14 protein-coding genes are annotated in these 17974 nt (G+C 63.3%); 10 read left to right on the top strand and 4 right to left on the bottom strand.

Annotation, left to right across the window (positions count from 1 at the left end):
• The first annotated feature begins 5 nt into the window (after positions 1 to 5).
• The 3 genes from EJB06_RS21670 (at position 6) to EJB06_RS21660 (ending at position 2708) form a co-directional block, all read left to right on the top strand.
• The gene (locus tag EJB06_RS21670) at positions 6 to 719 is read left to right on the top strand and encodes a sensor histidine kinase (RefSeq protein WP_126076100.1); all 714 of its coding nucleotides are present in this window, start codon (positions 6 to 8) and stop codon (positions 717 to 719) included.
• Complete coding sequence (locus EJB06_RS21665; RefSeq protein WP_126076099.1) at positions 716 to 2401, top strand: tetratricopeptide repeat-containing response regulator; 1686 nt, start codon at positions 716 to 718, stop codon at positions 2399 to 2401. The genes EJB06_RS21670 and EJB06_RS21665 overlap by 4 nt, the downstream gene beginning before the upstream one ends.
• 91 nt (positions 2402 to 2492) lie before the next feature.
• Positions 2493 to 2708, top strand: a complete 216-nt coding sequence (locus EJB06_RS21660) for a hypothetical protein (RefSeq protein ID WP_126076098.1) — start codon at positions 2493 to 2495, stop codon at positions 2706 to 2708.
• A 48-nt stretch (positions 2709 to 2756) separates the two neighbouring features.
• Here the strand turns inward: EJB06_RS21660 and EJB06_RS21655 are convergent, their stop codons facing one another.
• Positions 2757 to 3425 carry a PhaM family polyhydroxyalkanoate granule multifunctional regulatory protein gene (locus tag EJB06_RS21655; protein ID WP_126076097.1) on the bottom strand — a complete coding sequence of 223 codons (669 nt, stop codon included), beginning with the start codon at positions 3423 to 3425 and terminating at the stop codon, positions 2757 to 2759.
• Between the two features lie 130 nt (positions 3426 to 3555).
• On the opposite strand from EJB06_RS21655, the gene EJB06_RS21650 reads away from it, so the two are divergent.
• Both EJB06_RS21650 and EJB06_RS21645 read left to right on the top strand, forming a co-directional pair.
• Positions 3556 to 4707, top strand: a complete 1152-nt coding sequence (locus EJB06_RS21650; protein ID WP_126076096.1) for a DUF3108 domain-containing protein — start codon at positions 3556 to 3558, stop codon at positions 4705 to 4707.
• Positions 4708 to 4716: 9 nt separating this feature from the next.
• Complete coding sequence (locus EJB06_RS21645; protein ID WP_229427204.1) at positions 4717 to 5463, top strand: DUF3108 domain-containing protein; 747 nt, start codon at positions 4717 to 4719, stop codon at positions 5461 to 5463.
• Positions 5464 to 6199: 736 nt separating this feature from the next.
• Here EJB06_RS21645 and EJB06_RS21640 read toward each other — a convergent pair.
• Positions 6200 to 6631 carry a hypothetical protein gene (locus tag EJB06_RS21640; protein WP_126076094.1) on the bottom strand — a complete coding sequence of 144 codons (432 nt, stop codon included), beginning with the start codon at positions 6629 to 6631 and terminating at the stop codon, positions 6200 to 6202.
• A gap of 176 nt (positions 6632 to 6807) precedes the next feature.
• Between EJB06_RS21640 and EJB06_RS21635 the strand changes: the two genes are divergently transcribed.
• The 3 genes from EJB06_RS21635 to EJB06_RS21625 are packed head-to-tail and all read left to right on the top strand — an operon-like array spanning position 6808 to position 11770.
• On the top strand, positions 6808 to 8175 hold the full coding sequence (locus EJB06_RS21635; RefSeq protein WP_126076093.1) for a hypothetical protein: 1368 nt from the start codon (positions 6808 to 6810) through the stop codon (positions 8173 to 8175).
• Positions 8168 to 8935 carry a hypothetical protein gene (locus tag EJB06_RS21630; protein WP_229427217.1) on the top strand — a complete coding sequence of 256 codons (768 nt, stop codon included), beginning with the start codon at positions 8168 to 8170 and terminating at the stop codon, positions 8933 to 8935. The genes EJB06_RS21635 and EJB06_RS21630 overlap by 8 nt, the downstream gene beginning before the upstream one ends.
• A 9-nt stretch (positions 8936 to 8944) precedes the next feature.
• Entirely contained in the window at positions 8945 to 11770 is a 2826-nt protein-coding gene (locus tag EJB06_RS21625; protein ID WP_126076091.1) for an ATP-binding protein, read from the top strand.
• Between the two features lie 321 nt (positions 11771 to 12091).
• Here EJB06_RS21625 and EJB06_RS21620 read toward each other — a convergent pair whose 3' ends face one another.
• The gene (locus tag EJB06_RS21620; protein ID WP_126076090.1) at positions 12092 to 13585 is read right to left on the bottom strand and encodes an SH3 domain-containing protein; all 1494 of its coding nucleotides are present in this window, start codon (positions 13583 to 13585) and stop codon (positions 12092 to 12094) included.
• A 136-nt stretch (positions 13586 to 13721) separates the two neighbouring features.
• Between EJB06_RS21620 and EJB06_RS21615 the strand changes: the two genes are divergently transcribed.
• Entirely contained in the window at positions 13722 to 14720 is a 999-nt protein-coding gene (locus tag EJB06_RS21615; protein WP_126076089.1) for an outer membrane protein assembly factor BamB family protein, read from the top strand.
• A gap of 49 nt (positions 14721 to 14769) precedes the next feature.
• On the opposite strand, the gene EJB06_RS21610 is transcribed toward EJB06_RS21615, so the two are convergent.
• A complete protein-coding gene (locus EJB06_RS21610) occupies positions 14770 to 15276 on the bottom strand; it encodes a CcdC protein domain-containing protein (RefSeq protein WP_126076088.1) in 507 nt (168 codons plus the stop codon).
• A gap of 168 nt (positions 15277 to 15444) precedes the next feature.
• On the opposite strand from EJB06_RS21610, the gene EJB06_RS21605 reads away from it, so the two are divergent.
• On the top strand, positions 15445 to 17892 hold the full coding sequence (locus EJB06_RS21605; RefSeq protein ID WP_126076087.1) for a S9 family peptidase: 2448 nt from the start codon (positions 15445 to 15447) through the stop codon (positions 17890 to 17892).
• Positions 17893 to 17974: the final 82 nt, after the last annotated feature.

Below are 17974 nucleotides of genomic sequence, written 5' to 3'. Positions count from 1 at the left end.
TCACGATGGACGATGCGCCCGAGTCGAACGAGCTGTTCTTGTTTCTTGCGTCCACCGCGCACGATATGAAAAACTCTGTCAGCGTCCTCAGCGGCACGCTGGAAACCCTGCTGGCGCAAGCCGCGCCCGCGGCCGCCACCGAGGCCGCCTATCCGCAGCTGGCGCACATGCTGTACCAGACCAAGCGCCTCAACGACAACCTGATCCAGCTGCTGGCCCTGTACAAGCAGGTCGGCAAACCGGCCTATCCCTTCGACATGCAGCCGCTGGCGATGGGCGACCTGGTGGCGCAGGTGGCCGGCGCCAGCCGGGTCCTGCTCGCTTCGCGCCATATCACGCTGGAAACCGCCGCCGACCCGGAGCTGGTCTGGCATGTGGACGAAGACCTGATCGTCGGCGTGCTCGGGCATGCGATCAACAATGCCATCCATTACACCAGGGACACGATCCGCCTGGCGATCGACGTGGTCGACGGCGACCTGGAAATCCGCGTCGAAGACAACGGCGGCGGCTACTCGGCCGCGATGCTGGAGGCCGGCGTGTCCGCCATGCACGGCGCCAGCGCGGGCGTGAACTTCCTGACCAATAGCACCGGCCTGGGCCTGTATTTTTCCAGCGAAGTGGCCAAGATGCACAAGCACCGCCAGCGCAGCGGCCGCCTGCGCCTGGAAAACGGCGGCGCGTTCGGCGGCGCCTGTTTTGTGCTGAGCCTGCCATGATCGTCGATCCCAAACCGACCGCCAACCTGGCCACCAGCATCCAGCTGGTCGACTGGGCCGGCAAGAATTACCTGGTGGTGGACGACTTCATCGGCATCCGCCAGTTGCTGCGCGAAAGCTTGCGCAACCTGGGCGCCAAGAATATCGACCAGGCATCGAGCGGCGGCGAAGCCATCGCCATGCTGGCGCGCATCCGCTACGACGTGGTGCTGTGCGACTACAACCTGGGCGAGGGCAAGAACGGCCAGCAAGTGCTGGAAGAGGCACGCGTGCGCAATTTGCTGCTGCCGAGCAGCGTCTGGCTGATGGTGTCGGCCGAGAAAAGCGTCGAATCCGTGATGGGCGCGGCCGAGCACCAGCCCGACGCCTACCTGATCAAGCCGATCACCGAGGGCGTGCTGCTGACCCGGCTCAATCGCGTATGGCACAAGAAACAGGTGTTCAAGCAGATCGACCAGGCGTTTGCCGAAAAGGATTACCTGCGCGCCGCCAAGATCTGCGACACCCAGATCGTCGCCAACAAGGTGCACGAAATGGAATTGCTGCGCATGAAGGCGCGCCTGATGCTCAAGAGCGGCGAGCCGGAAAAGGCGCGCGAGGCCTACGAGCGCGTCTTGCAGGAACGCGATTACCAGTGGGCCAAGTCGGGCCTGGCCAAAATTCGCATGGCCAACGGCGAATACGAGCAGGCGCGCCAGATGTTCCAGGGCGTGATTTCCGAAAACCGCTACTACATCGACGCTTACGATCAGTTGGCGCTCACTTACCAGAGCATGGGGCAGCACGAGGAAGCTTGCGCCGTGCTGGAGCGCGCCGCCAAGCTGTCGCCCAATTCGGTGATGCGGCAGCGCTCGCTCGGACAGATTGCGCTCAAGCTGGGCAATGTGGGCATGGCCGAAAAAGCCTTCCGCAAGTGCATTTCGATCGGCGAATACTCCGTGATGAAAACGGTCGACGCCTACCTGGGCCTGGCGCGGGTGTGCGGGCTCAAGCTCGAAACCAAGGAAGCCATGCAATTGCTGGTGCTGGCCCAGCGCGAATTTTCGGGCGAACAAGTCCAGCTGCGCTGCAAGATTACCGAAGGCATGGTCCACCACGAAAGCGGCGATTTCCAGCGCGCACGCAAGACGGGCGACGAGCTCGACGAGCTGCTGGTCGCCAACCCCGAGCGTCCCGACATCCCCACCTGCCTGGAACTGGCGACCTTGCTGTTTTCCGTCGGGCACCGCGATTCGCCGGTCGACCTGCTGTGTTACGTGATCAAGAATAACCACGACAACCTGCAGTTGCTCGACGACGTGCAAAAAATCTTCGACCGCGCCCACATGAGCGACGAGGGACTGGCGCTGATCCGTTCCTCGAAGAAGGAGGCGAGCGACCTGATGAACCAAGGCGTGTCGCTATGGAAAACCGGCAAGCTGGCCGAGGCGGTGGCCTGGATGCGCAGTGCGCGCCTGAGCTTGCCGAACAACCTGCGTATCCTGTTCAACTCGGCGCAGATCCTGATTTCGCATATGCAACAGCATGGCTTCGACGCCGAGCTGGCCGCCGAGGCGACCGAGGTGTTGCTTCACGTCGACAAAGTCCTGCCCGGCCAACAGCGTTTCGCCCAGCTGATGGAACAGCTGGCCGCACTGGCGCCGGGGGCGGCGGACGAGGGCGCCGCAGGGGTAGCCGGCTGAGCCGAAACACGTTTGCCCTTGCCGCAACGCTTGCTGGTGATAAACTGCGCACTGCGCGGAAGTTTCCGCATTCAAAAAGAAAGGGACGACCATGCGCGACATCGCAAATGAAGTCTATGAAAAAATGCGTGTAGGCAGCAGTGCGTGGATTCGGCCAGTGGCCGCCAAGGGCGATACCGTGGACTCGTTCCAGGCTGTGCATGAGCAAGTCAAACAGATGGCGGAAGAGGGGTTGATTACCATCTCGACCATCAAACGCCAGGAAGACGGCCTGATCGACGCGATCAGGATCCAGCGCCTGGCGTAAAGGCCGGCCCGACAGGGAGGCGCGCGCCGCCCTGTCCGGCCGCCAGCTTCAGGCGTCGCTTTTCGGCTTGCTGCGGCGTGGGGCGGCCTTGGCTGCCCCCTCCGTCGCGGCCGGGCTGGCCTCTGCCGGATTCGCCGCCGATGCCTGCGACGCGGTATGTCCTCCAGCAGCTCCCGCCTTGCTGGCCTTGTCCGCGCCCGCTTCCGGGGTCATCGCGGTCGCTACCGCCTGATTGAACTGTTCCTGCAGCATGTTCCACCATGCCACGGGATTGTTCAGCGCGTTCAACTGCGGCGCTTCCTTCTGTTCCTTGGCAGGCTCGGGCGCAGCTTCCCTGGCCGGCGCCGGGGCCGGCTGGCTGAAAAATGCCGAGGCGAACGGCGCTGCCGCCAGCACCGATTTTTCATCCGCACCCGGTTGCTTGACGGCCGCCGCCAGGGTCGCGCCCATCGATTTCAAGGTGGCGATCGTGCCGCGCTGCACTTCCATGGTCTGGATGGTGCCGCGCAGCATCGAGACATTGATGTTGAGCCAGGCTTCCACGGCTTTCAGGTCGGCGATTTTCTTGTCCAGCTCGTCGAGCGAGACGGGCGGCATGGCCATATTGGGAATCGACATTCCCGGCACGGCCATGCTGCCCCATAAATTCTTGACGAAGTCCAGCGTGTCGGTCACTGCGCCGACACCGGGGATGTTGGGCATGGGTGGTTTCAGCATGGGAGTCTCCGTAAAGTAGAGGCTTGAGCGTAGCAGATAATTGTCATCCTATCAAAGCTGTTCTGCGAGCAGCACGGCGCGCGCTGAGCCGTGTCAGCGGGAAAAGTGCCAGACACGTTAAACTGTGGCCATGACGATCGCATCCTTCCTATCCCGGCGGCGCCGCGCGCTGCTGATCGGCACGGCGACGGTCCTGTTGCATGTATTGGCGATCGACTTTGTCGGCGCGCGCATCGGGCGCTCGCCCCTCCATGTGCCCGCGCCCGCTGACGACCCGCTGACCATCGTTGCGCTGCTGCACGCGCCCGCGCCGGTGGCCGCACCTGCTGCGCCGCCCCAGCCGAAGCCGGCACCGAAGCCCGCGCAGAAGCCCGCGCAAGTGCGGCCGCGTCCGGCTCCCAAGGCCGTGCCGCCGCCTCCCGCGCCGCTTCCCGAGGCCACGGCCGGCGTCGATGCCGGCACGGTCGACGGCGCCGAAGCGCCAGCCGATCCGGCGGCGGCGCCCGTTCAAGCGAGCGCTGCCGAGATGGCGCCGGCCGTAGAATTGGCGGCGTCCGGCACGCCGCCCGAGCCGCCCGTGGCGCAAGCGGCGCCGGCCGAACCGGTCAAGCCCGCGCTCAAGGCCAGCCTGCCGCCATCGGCCGAGCTGAACTTCGACGTGGCGCGTACCGACCGCGACGGCGGCACCTGGTCCGGCGTGTCGAGCATCGCCTGGAAGCAAGCCGGCGGCGCCTACACGCTGTCGATGGAAGCGAGCGTGAGCGTGCTGGTGGCGCGCGTCAACCTGGTGCTCCTGACCAGCGAAGGCACGCTCGGGCCTGGCGGCATCATCCCGCGCACCACCACCGAAAAGCGGCGCGGCAAGAGCCAGACCGCCACCCATTTTGGCGGGCCGGACGGCAAGATCACCTTTTCCGCCTCCGAGCGCAGCTATCCGATGGTGGCCGGGGCACAGGACAAGGCGAGCTTCCTGATGCAGCTGGCCGCCATCGGCCGCGCCGACAGCGCCCAGTTCGCCAGCGGCGTCGAACTGTTCGTCGGCGAAGAAAAGGATGCCAACCCGTTCGGTTTCGTGCTGGTCGGGCAGGAAGACATCGATACCCGGATGGGGCGCATGGCGACCTGGCACCTTGCCCGCCCGCCGCGTCCGGGGGCTTACAACTCGCGCCTGGATATCTGGCTGGCGCCCGCGCACAACTGGTATCCGGTACAGATCCGCAATACCGAATCGAACGGCTCGGTCACGACCCAGACCATCCGCAAGATTCACCTCACTGATTAGGACATGACGATGCGACCATTATTGACACAACTGCTGGGCGGCGCCGTGCTGGCCGGTGCCTGCGCCGGCATCTTTGCCGCCGAACACGAAGCCGTGCTGCGCCCCTTCAACCTGCCGCCCTCGGCCGACCTGCACTACACGCTCAAGGCGCGCCAGAAAGGGCTGGCCCTGAGCGGCGAGGCCCAGGTGAACTGGCGCGCCGGCGATGGCAAGTACAGCCTCGTCAACGAGACGAAAGCGCAGATGCTGGGCAAGATCCTCGACAGCCGCAGCGAAGGCATTGTCGATACCTACGGCATCGCGCCGTCGCAATTCGTCGAAAAGCGTTTCCGCAAGGAGGCGACCACGGCCACCTTCGACCGTGGCGCCAAGAGTTTGAGTTTCAGCGCCGGCAAGGAAACCTATCCTCTGCGCGGCGGCGAGCAGGACCGGCTGAGCGCGCAATGGCAGTTGGCCGCGCTGGCGCGGGCCCAGCCGGAGAAATTCGTTGCGGGCTCGGAATGGCGCCTGTTCGTGGCGGGACGCAAGGATGCGCAGCTGTGGTCGTTCAAGGTACTCAAGCGCGAGAAGATCGCGACCGGGCTTGGCGAAGTCGACGCGGTGCACCTGTCCAAGGCCCCGCCGCCGGGCGACAAGGACCAGACCGTCGACCTGTGGCTGGCGCCGGGGCACGACTGGTATCCGGTGCAGTTGCGCTACAGCGATGAAGAAGGCGAGTTCATCGAACAGACGGTCGACAAGATCAGCAAGAAATAGGCGGCGCCAGGTCCATCAATGTCCAGCTCGTGTCCCATCCGGTGCCAGGTCTGACATTCGGACACAGCCCCATCCGTTGCCAGGTCTGACATTCGGACACTGTCCCATCGGGTGACAGGCACCGAAGTGGACACGGGCTGAGCAATGTCCCATCGGGTGACTGTCCCATCGGGTGACAGGCACCGAAGTGGACAATCGGGTGACAGGCACCGAAGTGGACAATGTCCCATCGGGTGACAGGCACCGAAGTGTCCCATCCGGTGCCAGGTCTGACATTCGGACACAGCCCCATCCGTTGCCAGGTCTGACATTCGGACACTGTCCCATCGGGTGACAGGCACCGAAGTGGACAATCGGGTGACAGGCACCGAAGTGGACAATGTCCCATCGGGTGACAGGCACCGAAGTGTCCCATCCGGTGCCAGGTCTGACATTCGGACACAGCCCCATCCGTTGCCAGGTCTGACATTCGGACACTGTCCCATCGGGTGACAGGCACCGAAGTGGACAATGTCCCATCGGGTGACTGTCCCATCGGGTGACAGGCCCCGAAGTGTCCCATCCGGTGCCAGGTCTGACATTCGGACACTGTCCCATCGGGTGGCAGGCACCGAAGTGGACACGGGCTGAGCAATGTCCGATCGGGTGACAGGCACCGAAGTGGACACGGGCCGAGCCATGTCCCATCGGGAGACAGGCACGGCGGTAGGCACCGGAGCGGATACAGGGGGAGTTGCTATCGTTGCTTCATCTGCGTGTACGGATTGCCCACCGTATCGCCGAACTCGGCCAGCGCGTGGCGCAGCTCGGCGGCGATGATGGTTTCCAGCGTCGCGGGATCGACCGAGGTGGCGTAGGTCAGCGCATCGCTCAGCCCCAAGGTGCGGATAATGCTGATTAACAGCGCGGTCGACGCCAGCGAACGCCGCTCCCATACGCCGATCGCAAACGCACTCAGACGCTTCCTGGCCGCATGCGGCAGGATTTCGAAGGTTTGCCATTGCCTGTCGGCAAGTTGCGCCAGTGCTTCCATCATCAGCAGCTTTTCCTGCGCGTCCGGCATCCCGTGGCGGAACGAGCGCAGCAGCGAGGCGAGCTCCTTCTCCACCTGCGGAGCGGGTAAATATTCCGGTAAAGCAGTAATCCGCTGCAACTCATCGTGATTCACACATATCTCCCCTTAATGATGTGATATTACTTTAGTTTCAATATGTCTTGCAATTATGAAACAAGATTGCAAACAGGGTCGGTACATTTGGACAGATGGCCTTGGCTTAGCTGATATACTGACGCCCCCAACGGCAAGACCTTTCGCCGGAAGCAAGAAACTGGTACCGGAACACGATGATGGAAACAACGGCAGGCGTGGCTGCAGAACCACTGACTTTAGGGCAAGACGACCACGATTCCTTGCAGGCGCACTTCCAGGCCGGCATCTCGGCCGACGAGATCGAGCAAGTTTTTCATTTGAAGCGGGCGCAGCCGACCCTGCAAGCGTTCACCGCACTGTTCCACGGCGGTGCCGACGGCGTCTTGATCCGCCTGCTGGTGCTGCGCGAGCTGGCGGCCGATACCGCGACCACCGCGTTCTCGCGCGCCGATATCAACCAGAAGCTCGCCTACCTGCTGCCGGAAAGCCTGGAAACGGTGCTCACCCGCCTGCGTTCGCACAGCCTGCTGGCCTGGGACGCGCAAGCGGCCGTGTACCGCGTCACGCCGATGGCGCGCAACGTTCTCGCCTCGCTCGACACCCTGCTCGCGATGGGACAGGCCGACGACGACGCCGAAATGGGCTTCCTGCTCTCCCAGGTGGCCGGCGCCCAGGCGGTCGGCGGCGTCACCGTGGAACAGCTCAAGCACCTGCTCGGGCGCCTGGTCGAACTGACCGAGGAATTTCGCGATGCGATCGCCTCCGGTTCCGAATTCCGCCTGCGCACCTCGCAAGCGAAGTGGCACATGGCCTGCGACTGGGTCGAGAAGGGCTCCGAGATCCTGCGCGCCATCACCAGCGACGAACGCGCCGATGCGGCCACCCACAAGGCCGCGCAGGCGATCGGGCGCGCCCAGAGCGCGCTGCTGAACATGCAGGGCATGTTCTCGCGCGCCCTGAACCAGATCGAGCGCCAGCGCGTGCACCTGGGCCAGTCCGGCCTGTCGACGACGGACGTCAAGCGCTGGCTGCTGGCGCACGAGGATTTATCGAGCCTGGCCCAGGGCGCGATCGACCGCCCGGTGATGCCCCTGTTTATCACCCCGGCCGAAATGATCGACGTGGCCGAAACCGAACTGCTGGCCGAACGCAGCGCCAGCACCGGTCCTACCGGCCTGCCGCAGGGCGAGGACGCGCCGCTGACCATCAACGACGGCCCGGCGATCCAGGCCGAACTCGATGACTGGTTGGCGCGCCTGGCCGATTTTGCCAACCTCGGTAACTTCCCCAGCTTCTCGGAACACGGCCCGAAAGCGGTGCCGATCCAGGATTCGCTGCTGCCGGCCAGCTTTGCGGTGGCCTCCTACCGCGCCTCGATGCTGCCGCTGCTGGGCGACGCCGCCGAAGCGAGCCTGCAGGGCGCCACGGCGCAACTGGCGCGCCTGCCGATCACCTTCACGCCCACCGACGAGATGGTGCAGCTGAACGACCCGAACGTGTTCGCGATGTCGATCGCCACCCTCTCACTTGATCTGGAAAGCGGCCCGGCCGATGATAAATGACGACTCCCAAATCCTGATCGCGCGCCTGCTGACGCATCAGACCCTGCGCCGCGACGACAAACTGGTCAAGCGCGTGCTGTCCGATGAACTGTTCCGCGCCGAAGTCGACAAGCGCCTGCTCGAATCGGGCCTGAAACTGCTCGATAACGTCTACGCCGACCATGTCACGCTGGCGCTGCACCGCGCCGTCGAACCGAAGATCTTCGGCGCCAAGGATATCTGGCAAAACAATAACTTCGGCCTCACGCGCGACGGCGTGGCGCTGCTGGTGGTGCTGTGGGCGCAGATCATCCTGCCCAAGCGCGAACGCCAGGAGACCCACCAGAAGGCCGACGACGACCAGAACGACCTGTTCGACAAGGACAAGCCGCTGCCGCGCGCGGAAGATACCTCGATCGGCATTTCGTACACGGCGCTGCTGTCGGACTTCGGCGACAAGCTGGGCAAGAAGACGCGCATGGACATGAACCTGGGCGCGCTCTCGCGCATGGGCTTCATCGAACGGCGCGGCGACGTAATCCTCGAAGGCCCGCTGCTCGACCTGCTGATGGATACCGACGTGCTCAAGGAGCGCATCATCAACGGCGCGCTGGCCGACGTCTTCAAACGCGCGCCGGTGGCGGTGGCTGTGCCCAAGCCGGCCGCCAACGACGCCGACGCGCTCGCCGATGCCGTCACCGACGCCGTCTCGGCCGTTCCCATCGAGGTGGCAGCCGATCCCGCAGCCGATCCCGATCCGGCCGCCGATACCCCAACCTGAGGCTAGTCCATGTTCCATATTAAATCGCTCGAACTGGTCCACTGGGATTACTGGCAACGGATCAAGAACATCCCGCTCGACGCCAAGATCATCACCATCGCCGGCCAGAACGGCTCCGGCAAGACCACCTTGCTCGACGCCCTGCGCACCCTGTTCGGCCTCGATTGTTCGATGGGCCGCACCTACAAGCACTACGCGCGCCACTCGGGCCAGCAGACCGCCTGGATCCGCTCCGTGGTCGACAACAAGGCGGTCGGGCGCCAGTTGTCGAACCGCCCGTTCCGCGGCTCGGGTTTTTTCAGCGACGATGAAGTCACGCTGTTCTGCAAGATCGAAAAGAACGGCGGCGACTGGAAGCGCCAGTACCTTATGCGTCCGGGGAATATCCAGATCGAGGAAGTCGACGACGCCACCGACTGGCTGGGGGTCGAAAACTACCGCAAGCGCCTGCACAACGCCGGCCTGTCGCCGGCCATGGCCAAGGTGCTGGCGCTGGAGCAGGGCGAAACCGACAAGCTGTGCGAATACGCGCCGCGCCAGTTGCTCGACCTGGTGTTCCAGGTCTTCGGCGACAAGGAAGTGCTGGATGCCTACGACGAAGCCAAGCGCCACCAGCGCGACACCGAGACGGAGCTCAAGCGCTTCGAAACCGAACTCGAAGCCTCGCGCACCAACCTGGAAGGCTTGCGCCTGCGCGTGGCCAATTATCACCAGTGGGAAGACCTGCACAAGGAACGCCGCAATCTGCTGGAAGAGGTGCTGCCTAGCCTCGAATACCACGAAGCGCGCGAAAAAGCCGCAAGCGCCAGCCGCGCGCTGCGCGACGCCCGCAAACCGATGGCGCAGGCCGACACGCAGCTGATCGAAAAGCGCAACGCCGTGGCCGCGCAGGCCAAGGCGCTGGCCGACGCGCAGCAGCAAGAGACCCTGCTGGAGCAGGAAGCGACCGCCCTGGGCAGCCGCCTCACGCAGGTCAACGCCAGGTTAAAGCCGCTCGATAGCCTGCTGGAACAGAAGGAGCGCCTGCAAAAGCTGGCCGCCGATTCGGGTGCGGACATCGCCGAAGTGGCGGCCCAGCTGGACCAGAAGGAAGCCGAACTGTCACGCCAGCGCCAGGCGCGCGACGCGCTGTCGAGCCGCATCCTGACCGAAAAGTCGACCATCTCTGCCTTGCAGGGCAAGACCGCGATGCCCGAGCCGGACGCCGTGCGCGCCATGCGCCGCGCCCTGCGCGACGACGGCATTGCGCACGCGATGCTGTCCGATATCGTGGAAGTGACCGACCCCAAATGGCAAGGCGCCGTCGAAGGTGTGCTGGGCGGGTATGCATCGGTGGTGCTGCTGGAGCATTCCAAGGATGCGGCGGCGGCCTACCGTCTGGCAGAGAAGGAACGCTATCGTCACTTCATCGTCCCGGAATGCATCAAGGCGCCGGCGGTCAAGGATGACAGCCTGCTGTCGGTGGTGCGCTTTTCGGCCGCCGCCCCGCCATGGCTGATCGACCAGCTGGCGCGCATCGAGCGCGTCGACTCGGTGGAGAAGGGCTTCAAGCTGCACCGCGACGCCGAGTGGATCACGCCGGACGCGTATCACCGCGAACGGCGCGGCGGGCGCTCGCTGTTCGTGGAAGTGTCGCGTTACCGCTTCGGCACGGCCGGACGCTCGCAGCGCATGGAAGCGCTGCAAAAGTCGCTGCCGGCGCTGGAAGCGCAGGAAGATGCGCTGACCATCACCATCAGCAAGCTGGCGGCCGAAGTGGGGGCGCTCAAGGCGCGCATCGCCGGTGTCGACGCGGCCAAGGAACTGGCCGCGCGCCAGGCGGAATTCGACGAAGCGCTGCGCAGCACCGTGCCGCTCAAGGCCGAACGCATGGAGGTGGGCACGCGCCTGGGCGAACTGCAGGCGCTGACCAAGGCCGCCACGGTGGCGCGCACGCGTGCCGACACGGTATGGCAGAACGCGCGCATGACCCTGTCCGAAGCCGAAGCCGGGCTGCGGCTCGGCCACAAGCGCCAGATCGAGCAGCGCGCCGAGCATGCGCGCGCGCTGCTGGACCTGCGGCGCGCCTGGCGCCATCTGCCGCAAGGCTGGCGCCGGCTCGCGCGGCGTGCCGCGCTGGTGGCCGAACACCAGAACTCGCACCAGGTCGACCTGCGCGTGTCCTCGCTCGAACACAGCCTGGCGCGCGACGACTGGGAGCTGGACGCCACCGTCATCGACCAGCATCACCGCCTCAACGAGCAGTTGCAGGGCCGCCAGACCGAAACCGACGAGCGGCGCTACCAGAACAACCGCGCGATCGAAGCGACCGCCAACGCGCGCGGCGCCTACATCGAGCGGCTGCGCTACACCATCAAGACCTACAGCAAGAACATCAAGGAGCTGGGCGAACTGGCGGGGATCGAGGTGCATGCCGATCCGGTCAAGCTGGAGAACGAAGACGTGCAGCTGTCGCAGGCCGGCCTGCACGTGCGCTTCAAGTTCGACGGCAAGGACCAGATCGGGATGAACGACGGCGAAGCGTCGGGCGGGCAGCAGGTGATGAAGTCGCTGGTGCTGCTGATTGGTTTGTTGAAGTCGGAAGATGGATCGGGCGGCTTCGTGTTCATCGACGAACCGTTCGCGCACCTGGATATCCGCAACATCCAGCTGGTGGGCGAGTTCCTCAAGAACACCGAGGCGCAGTACCTGATGACGACGCCGCTGACCCACAACACGGACGTCTACGACCCGTCGGAACTGACCCTCATCACCAGCAAGAAGAAGAAAGACACGCCGTGGGCGCAGCCGATCTTCGTGCTGCAGCGGCGCGTGACGCCGGCGGTGGCTGTCTAGCAGGCTACTATCGGGTATAAGTCAAACGGTTAATCGTCGATTCGTCGTTCTCGCTTGCGCGCTCTAGTCGGATTGGATTCCTAGACGCGCTTACGAGCACGGTATTCTAAGTTCCTGCGAGTTCATGCGTCGCTACTTGTCGCCTACAATTAAATAAATCTTCGGTTTCGGCAAGTTCAAATAGGGATAGCTGGGGACGAAACACGGGCAATTCCGCTGCGCCCAAGGCACACGGTTTGACTTGTTAGACGGCGCAATGGGTCTTCCATCTTTAACAAATCCAACATGCCGGCGTAGTGAGTTTCCCCTCTCAATACTCATCTATTCGGTGGCGTTCTGACGCGATGGTGGAACTCGTGTGAAATATTTTTTCAGCACCCATCCGGTGGCATAGTCTCGGCTCCTCCAGTGGTAATAACGCACTTCAATCCATTTTCCTTTTTCAGAAATAAGAGTGACAACCTCACGGGGTAGCAATTTCCCATCAATTGGTGTGCCGGACTCGGGGCGGCGGTAAACAACTGCTCCACGTTCGAGCGAAACGAATCGAGTGTCCACTCTTCTGGCTTCTTTAGCCAGCGCCAGTTCGACTAGTGCTGATAGGGATTCGAGTTGCTTCGCCTGCTTCGCTAATGCTACGGTGTGAGAGTCCAGCTTCGAATCCACATTGTCTTGCCACTTACCCGACGACCATTCTTGGTAAATGAAGAAAAGGAACCCTACGATGAAGGCGAGCAATGTCAACAAATCTTGCTGCATTGGGTTGAGCAGTCGCCTTTGCTCGCTTCCGTCGGTTCCATTAATCAGCTCACCGTGTTCGTTGATTCCTAATGCCGACAGTTGAGCCTGCAAACCATCGGCGCCTAGAACTCGAACAAGCTCGGCAGCAGAGACCCAGTCCAACGTCGGCAGAGTAAGCCGACCTACTTGTTCGTGTAAGGCAGATAGAGCGCCAATAGAATCCACCAACTGGCGGGGGAGCTCCCACCGCCGCTGGATATCATGGAACACCCTTTGTGCGCGAGCGAAGGGATCGAGGAATGAATGATGTACGTACATATTTTTCGCGTGCTCAAGTGATGCTCGCCAGCTATCCGTAATCTGAAGTTGTTTTAGAGCTGTTGTAAATGCCGTGTCGGCGTTCAAAACCGAGTTAAATTTTTCGACAGCCGAGTTAGACTTGTACAATCTATCAATTAGCGTCTCCCATTCCGTGACGCCATTTAATCTCTTGCGCAAATCCTCGAACGGCGCATTAATTTTTTGTATATCGTCGAACCGGCGTTTTATCTCTGATGCATGCTGCATGGCCTGCAAGTGCGGTGGACTGATTAATCTGTTCATTCGCTCGATTTCACGCATAGCCTTGATCGTGGGGTCATTTTGTAATCGACTCACTTCGGCTTGGAATTTTGCATTGCGCTCTTGCTGAGCGCGGTTCGTCTCTCGAATTCGAAAGACTAAAGAATCGACTCCACGCGGTTGACCATCGACCGCTCGTTGACTTTGACCGGTACCGAAAAAACGCTCGCCATATTTTTCTGCAAACTTGGAGAGTTCTTCCTCCGCTAGACGCTCAGCAGCGCCAGGGGTAACTTGGGGACCTCCGCAAACCCCGTCGATTGCTGGGTCGCCTGTAACGATGTGCGCTACTTGCTCGAAGATCCATTCCGCGAGTTCGTTTGCGCGGACGTCCGCTACCTGAACTCTCTTTTGCGCTTCCTTACGTCCTTCTGTATTCAAAGAACCTATCCGCAAGGCCCCTAATTCCTTGGTGCCGAAATCGAAATCGCTAAGATGTTTTAAGTTTTTCATTGTAGTTAACCTTTGGTCTAACGAGCTATGGACATGGTCAAAATACCTAACCCCACTATACCAATGATTAGTGTGGACAACGGACTAAAATCGTAGAGATGTTCGGACTGCGAGGAGACCGGGTAGATGATTGGAAATGCTGGACAAGCCAGTAGATCAGCCTTCTACGACAAGCGGGGGCCGCCTGCACTTCACAACTGAAGAAGGTTATTCGGTTCCAGGCAGTTGCAACTGCCTGCATTCCTTGAGCGAAGCTGATGCCGAACTGGTCTGGAAGCGCGATGTCGGCAAAGGCACATCGAATATCGTGCAGGCCCCTGCAACCGGCAACGGCAAGGTGTACACCGCCACCGGCGGGATCGACACTGCCATGTTGACTGTGGACGCGGCCACGGGAGCGCTGCTGTCGACGTCGCCTGCGCGCTCGCAGGGCATCGGCCCCGTTGCGGCCACGCCCTTCGGCGGCAGCGTGTATCTCAACGCCGGCCCATTTGGCGGCTTCTATCAGTTCGATGGGTCCACGGGAGCGCAAAAATCCTTTACCCCGATCGACATGCTGTGGGGCACTGCGGCCGCCGTGGATACAAAGTATGCCTACGCGTACCGGCATACCTATCTGGTTGTCTTCGACCGCGTCTCGGGCGAACTCGTGGCGCAAATCAGCGATCCGACCGCCAAGACCTTTACGACTTCCGCCGGCGCGCCTGTCCTCGGCGCTGCCAGCACGGTATTCGTTCGCGTGAACACGGCCGCCTACAACGAGGGGATATCGGCGATCGATGTGTCATCGCGCAAAGTGCGCTGGACGGTGCCCGGTTCGTTTGCCGGCGGCGCCTACGCCAATGGCGTACTGCTTGCGCTTAACCATCTGAAGTCCCGGATCGAGGCGTATGCCGAAACCGACGGGCAACTGTTGTGGAGCATGCCCGCGCCACAGAACTCGGCCGATCTTGATGATCTGATCGTTACCAACAGATTCGCTTTTGTCGGTACCGAAAAAGGCGTTTTTGCGATCGACCTCAACGAGCGCCAGGTCGTGTGGAGCACGCCCGCACGGGGCAAATTGTCGCTGTCGGCCAATGGCATCCTGTATGTCCAGGGCGGGATGACCATCAACGCGTTCAATCTTCAATAAACACCGGACGGACGCGGGTGCCCGGCATCCGCGTCCACATCGCTGCCGGCTATGCCGCCTCGACCGCCTTCTTCAAGGCCCGGCGCCACCTGATCAAGCCCGCCGAATACGTCCCGAAATACCCGGCCGTCAGCCCCAGCGCCAGCAAGGTGATGAAGCTGTCGGTGAACCCCGGCGTCGGCACGCCGCTGCCCTGGTTCGCGTAAATCTCCACCCCGATGTACATCACGCGGGCGAAAAACAGCATCGCGATCACCATCCCCAGGCGCGCATTCGGCGTGAAGCAGCAGGTGTCGTTTTCGAATTTCGTCAGCTTCAGTCCCCAGATCCCGTACGCGATGCCGGCCGCCGTGCCGACCGCCAGCCAGCCCAGGAGCGGCGGGCGCGCAATCACCTCCGAGCCCGCCACCAGGATCATGGCCGCGAACACGCCCACCCCCGTGTAATGACGCGAGACGATCGAGCGCTGGCGCGTCATCATGCCCTTGAGGCGCTGGTAAACACGCCACACCAGGAAGGGGGCGAGCACCAGCAGTGCGAGAGTGGTAATTGACATGGGGGTTATGGCATCCGGTCCTGAAAGACGCATTATAAACGCCCGCCGCAACGCCTCGATTCCACCCGTCCTGCATGGCGCAGGCCCGGTAAATACGGAATAAGAGCTGATTGACAAGCCCGCCGCTAGTGCGCAAGATGGAGGATCGCCTACACCCGAGACCCCTCCATGCGCCACCGCCTCCCGATCGTCCCGCTGACCATGTCCCTGCTCGCCGCCGCGCCGAATGCCCACTCCCAGTACCAGCTGCCGCCGGCGCAATTGCAAGCCATCGTCGACGCGCCGCGCGCGCCGGTGCTGGGCCTGTCCCCGCAGCGCAACCTGGCGACGATGGTCGATACGCCGGCCCTGCCCAGCATCGCCGAGGTGGCGCAGCCCGAACTCAAGCTGGCCGGCCTGCGCATCAATCCGCGCACCTATTCGCCGAGCCGCTTCAGTTTCGGCACGGGTCTCAAGCTGCTCGATATCGCGACCCAGAAGGAAATCAAGATCATGGGCCTGCCGCGCCAGCTGCGCCTGGCCGATACGGCCTGGTCGCCCGACCAGCGCTACCTGGCCTTCACCCACGTCACCTACGCCGACCGCGATGGCGCGTCCGGCGTCGAACTGTGGCTGGTCGATATCAACACCCGCATCGCGCGGCGCCTGACGGCGCAGCCGCTGTCCTACCTGTCCGGATCGGGCTTTTCCTGGCTGCCGGACGCCAAAGGCTTGCTGGTGAACTTCAAGCCGATCGGGCGCGGCAAGGCGCCGCAGTCGACCGGCGTGCCGGGCGGGCCGATCCTGCAGGACAGCCAGGTCAGCGTGGGCGCGCGCCAGCTGCGCACCTACCAGGACCTGCTCAAAAATGAGGAAGACGCGCGCCTTTTCGAGCATTACGCCAGCTCGCAACTGGCGCTGGTCGACCTGTCCGGCAAGCTGCGCCTGATCGGCAATCCGGAGATGTACACCGACGTCACGGCCGCCCCCGGCGGCAAGCTGCTGCTCTCGTCCGTGCTGCAGCGGCCCTTTTCGTACGTGGTGCCGGCATCGGCCTTTCCGCGCCGGGTCGAGGTGCGCGATTTGAGCGGCAAGCAGGTGCACCTGGTTGCCAACAAACCGCTCGAGGAAGGCCTGCCGCCGGGGAACGATGCGGTATCGGCCGGCGTGCGCAAGGTCAGCTGGCGCGTCGACGCCCCGGCCACCCTGGTCTGGGCCGAAGCCCAGGATGGCGGCGACCCGGCCAGGGCGGCCGAGGTGCGCGACATCGTCTACGCCCACGCCGCACCGTTCGCGGGCGAGCCGACCGTGCTGGCCAGGCTCGGTTCGCGCTACGACCGCGTGGTATGGGGCAATGGCGACGTCGCCCTGCTGGGCGAGGGCTGGTACAAGACGCGCGCCGTGAAACTGTGGCGCATCAAGCCGGAGCAGGCGGCGGCGGCGCCCGAGCTGCTGTTCTCCTATTCGGCCGAAGACCGCTACAACAATCCCGGCACGCCCGTGACGATGCCGGACGCCGCCGGCCGTCCGCGCCTCGTGATCGGGGCCGATTCGACCATCCTGCTCGGCGGCAGCGGCGCCTCGAACGAGGGCGACCGCCCGTTCCTGGACCGCTTCAACCTGCGCAGCAAGGCCAAGGAGCGCCTGTTCCAGAGCGAGGCGCCGTATTACGAGAGCATCGTGACGGTGCTCAGCGACGACGGCTCGCGCCTCCTGACCACGCGCGAATCGCCCACCGAGCGCCCGAACTTTTATGTGCGCGACCTGAAACGCAGCGGCCCGGCGCAACTGACGGCGCTGACCAATTTCCCGCATCCGACCCCGCAGTTGAAGGACGTGCAGAAGGAGCAGATCCGCTACAAACGCGCCGACGGCGTCGACCTGACCGCGACCCTGATGCTGCCGCCGAATTACGAAGCGAAGCGCGACGGCCCGCTGCCGCTGCTGATGTGGGCCTATCCGCAAGACTTCAAGAGCGCCAGCGCGGCCAGCCAGACCACCGGCTCGCCGTTCCGCTTCAACGCCATCAGCTACTGGGGCCCGGCGCCGATGCTGGCCATGGGCTATGCGGTGCTGGACAACCCGTCGATGCCGATCGTCGGCGCCGGCGACGCCGAACCGAACGACAGCTACCTGCCGCAGCTGGTCGCCAACGCCGAAGCGGCGGTCGACGAAGTGGTGCGGCGCGGCGTGGCCGAGCGCCACCGCATCGCCATCGGCGGGCACTCGTACGGCGCTTTCATGACCGGCAACCTGCTGGCGCATACGCGCCTGTTCAAGGCCGGCGTGGCGCGCAGCGGCGCCTACAACCGCACGCTCACGCCGTTCGGCTTCCAGTCCGAGGAGCGCGAGTTCTGGAAGGCGAAGGAGGTGTACCAGGCCATGTCGCCGTTTAATAACGCCGACAGGATCAAGGATGCGCTGCTGCTGATCCACGGCGAGCAGGATAACAATTCGGGCACCTTCCCGATGCAGAGCGAGCGCATGTTCCAGGCCATGAAGGGCCTGGGCGGCACGGCGCGCCTGGTGATGCTGCCGAACGAAAGCCACGCCTACCGCGCGCGCGAATCGATCATGCACATGCTGTACGAGACCAATTCCTGGCTCGACAAATACGTCAAGAACGCCAGGCCGTAAACGACAAAAGGGGCCGCAACGCGCGGCCCCTGAAGGACTGTCCAAGCGTACGGCCCCGCCGCGACGCTTGTGATAATGTCAT

The sequence above is a fragment of the Massilia atriviolacea genome, from assembly GCF_003953935.1.
Lineage (GTDB): Bacteria > Pseudomonadota > Gammaproteobacteria > Burkholderiales > Burkholderiaceae_D > Telluria_A > Telluria_A atriviolacea.
The sequence above is the reverse complement of the archived record's forward strand: the minus strand, read 5'-3'. Positions and strand labels throughout refer to the sequence as shown.

Bases quoted from the DNA above. Each gene is read 5' to 3' on its own strand.
- EJB06_RS21670 (WP_126076100.1), top strand. From the start codon at position 6: ATGGACGATGCGCCCGAGTCGAACGAGCTGTTCTTGTTTCTTGCGTCC.
- EJB06_RS21665 (WP_126076099.1), top strand. From the start codon at position 716: ATGATCGTCGATCCCAAACCGACCGCCAACCTGGCCACCAGCATCCAG.
- EJB06_RS21660 (WP_126076098.1), top strand. From the start codon at position 2,493: ATGCGCGACATCGCAAATGAAGTCTATGAAAAAATGCGTGTAGGCAGC.
- EJB06_RS21655 (WP_126076097.1), bottom strand. From the start codon at position 3,425: ATGCTGAAACCACCCATGCCCAACATCCCCGGTGTCGGCGCAGTGACC.
- EJB06_RS21650 (WP_126076096.1), top strand. From the start codon at position 3,556: ATGACGATCGCATCCTTCCTATCCCGGCGGCGCCGCGCGCTGCTGATC.
- EJB06_RS21645 (WP_229427204.1), top strand. From the start codon at position 4,717: ATGCGACCATTATTGACACAACTGCTGGGCGGCGCCGTGCTGGCCGGT.
- EJB06_RS21635 (WP_126076093.1), top strand. From the start codon at position 6,808: ATGATGGAAACAACGGCAGGCGTGGCTGCAGAACCACTGACTTTAGGG.
- EJB06_RS21625 (WP_126076091.1), top strand. From the start codon at position 8,945: ATGTTCCATATTAAATCGCTCGAACTGGTCCACTGGGATTACTGGCAA.
- EJB06_RS21620 (WP_126076090.1), bottom strand. From the start codon at position 13,585: ATGAAAAACTTAAAACATCTTAGCGATTTCGATTTCGGCACCAAGGAA.
- EJB06_RS21615 (WP_126076089.1), top strand. From the start codon at position 13,722: ATGCTGGACAAGCCAGTAGATCAGCCTTCTACGACAAGCGGGGGCCGC.
- EJB06_RS21610 (WP_126076088.1), bottom strand. From the start codon at position 15,276: ATGTCAATTACCACTCTCGCACTGCTGGTGCTCGCCCCCTTCCTGGTG.
- EJB06_RS21605 (WP_126076087.1), top strand. From the start codon at position 15,445: ATGCGCCACCGCCTCCCGATCGTCCCGCTGACCATGTCCCTGCTCGCC.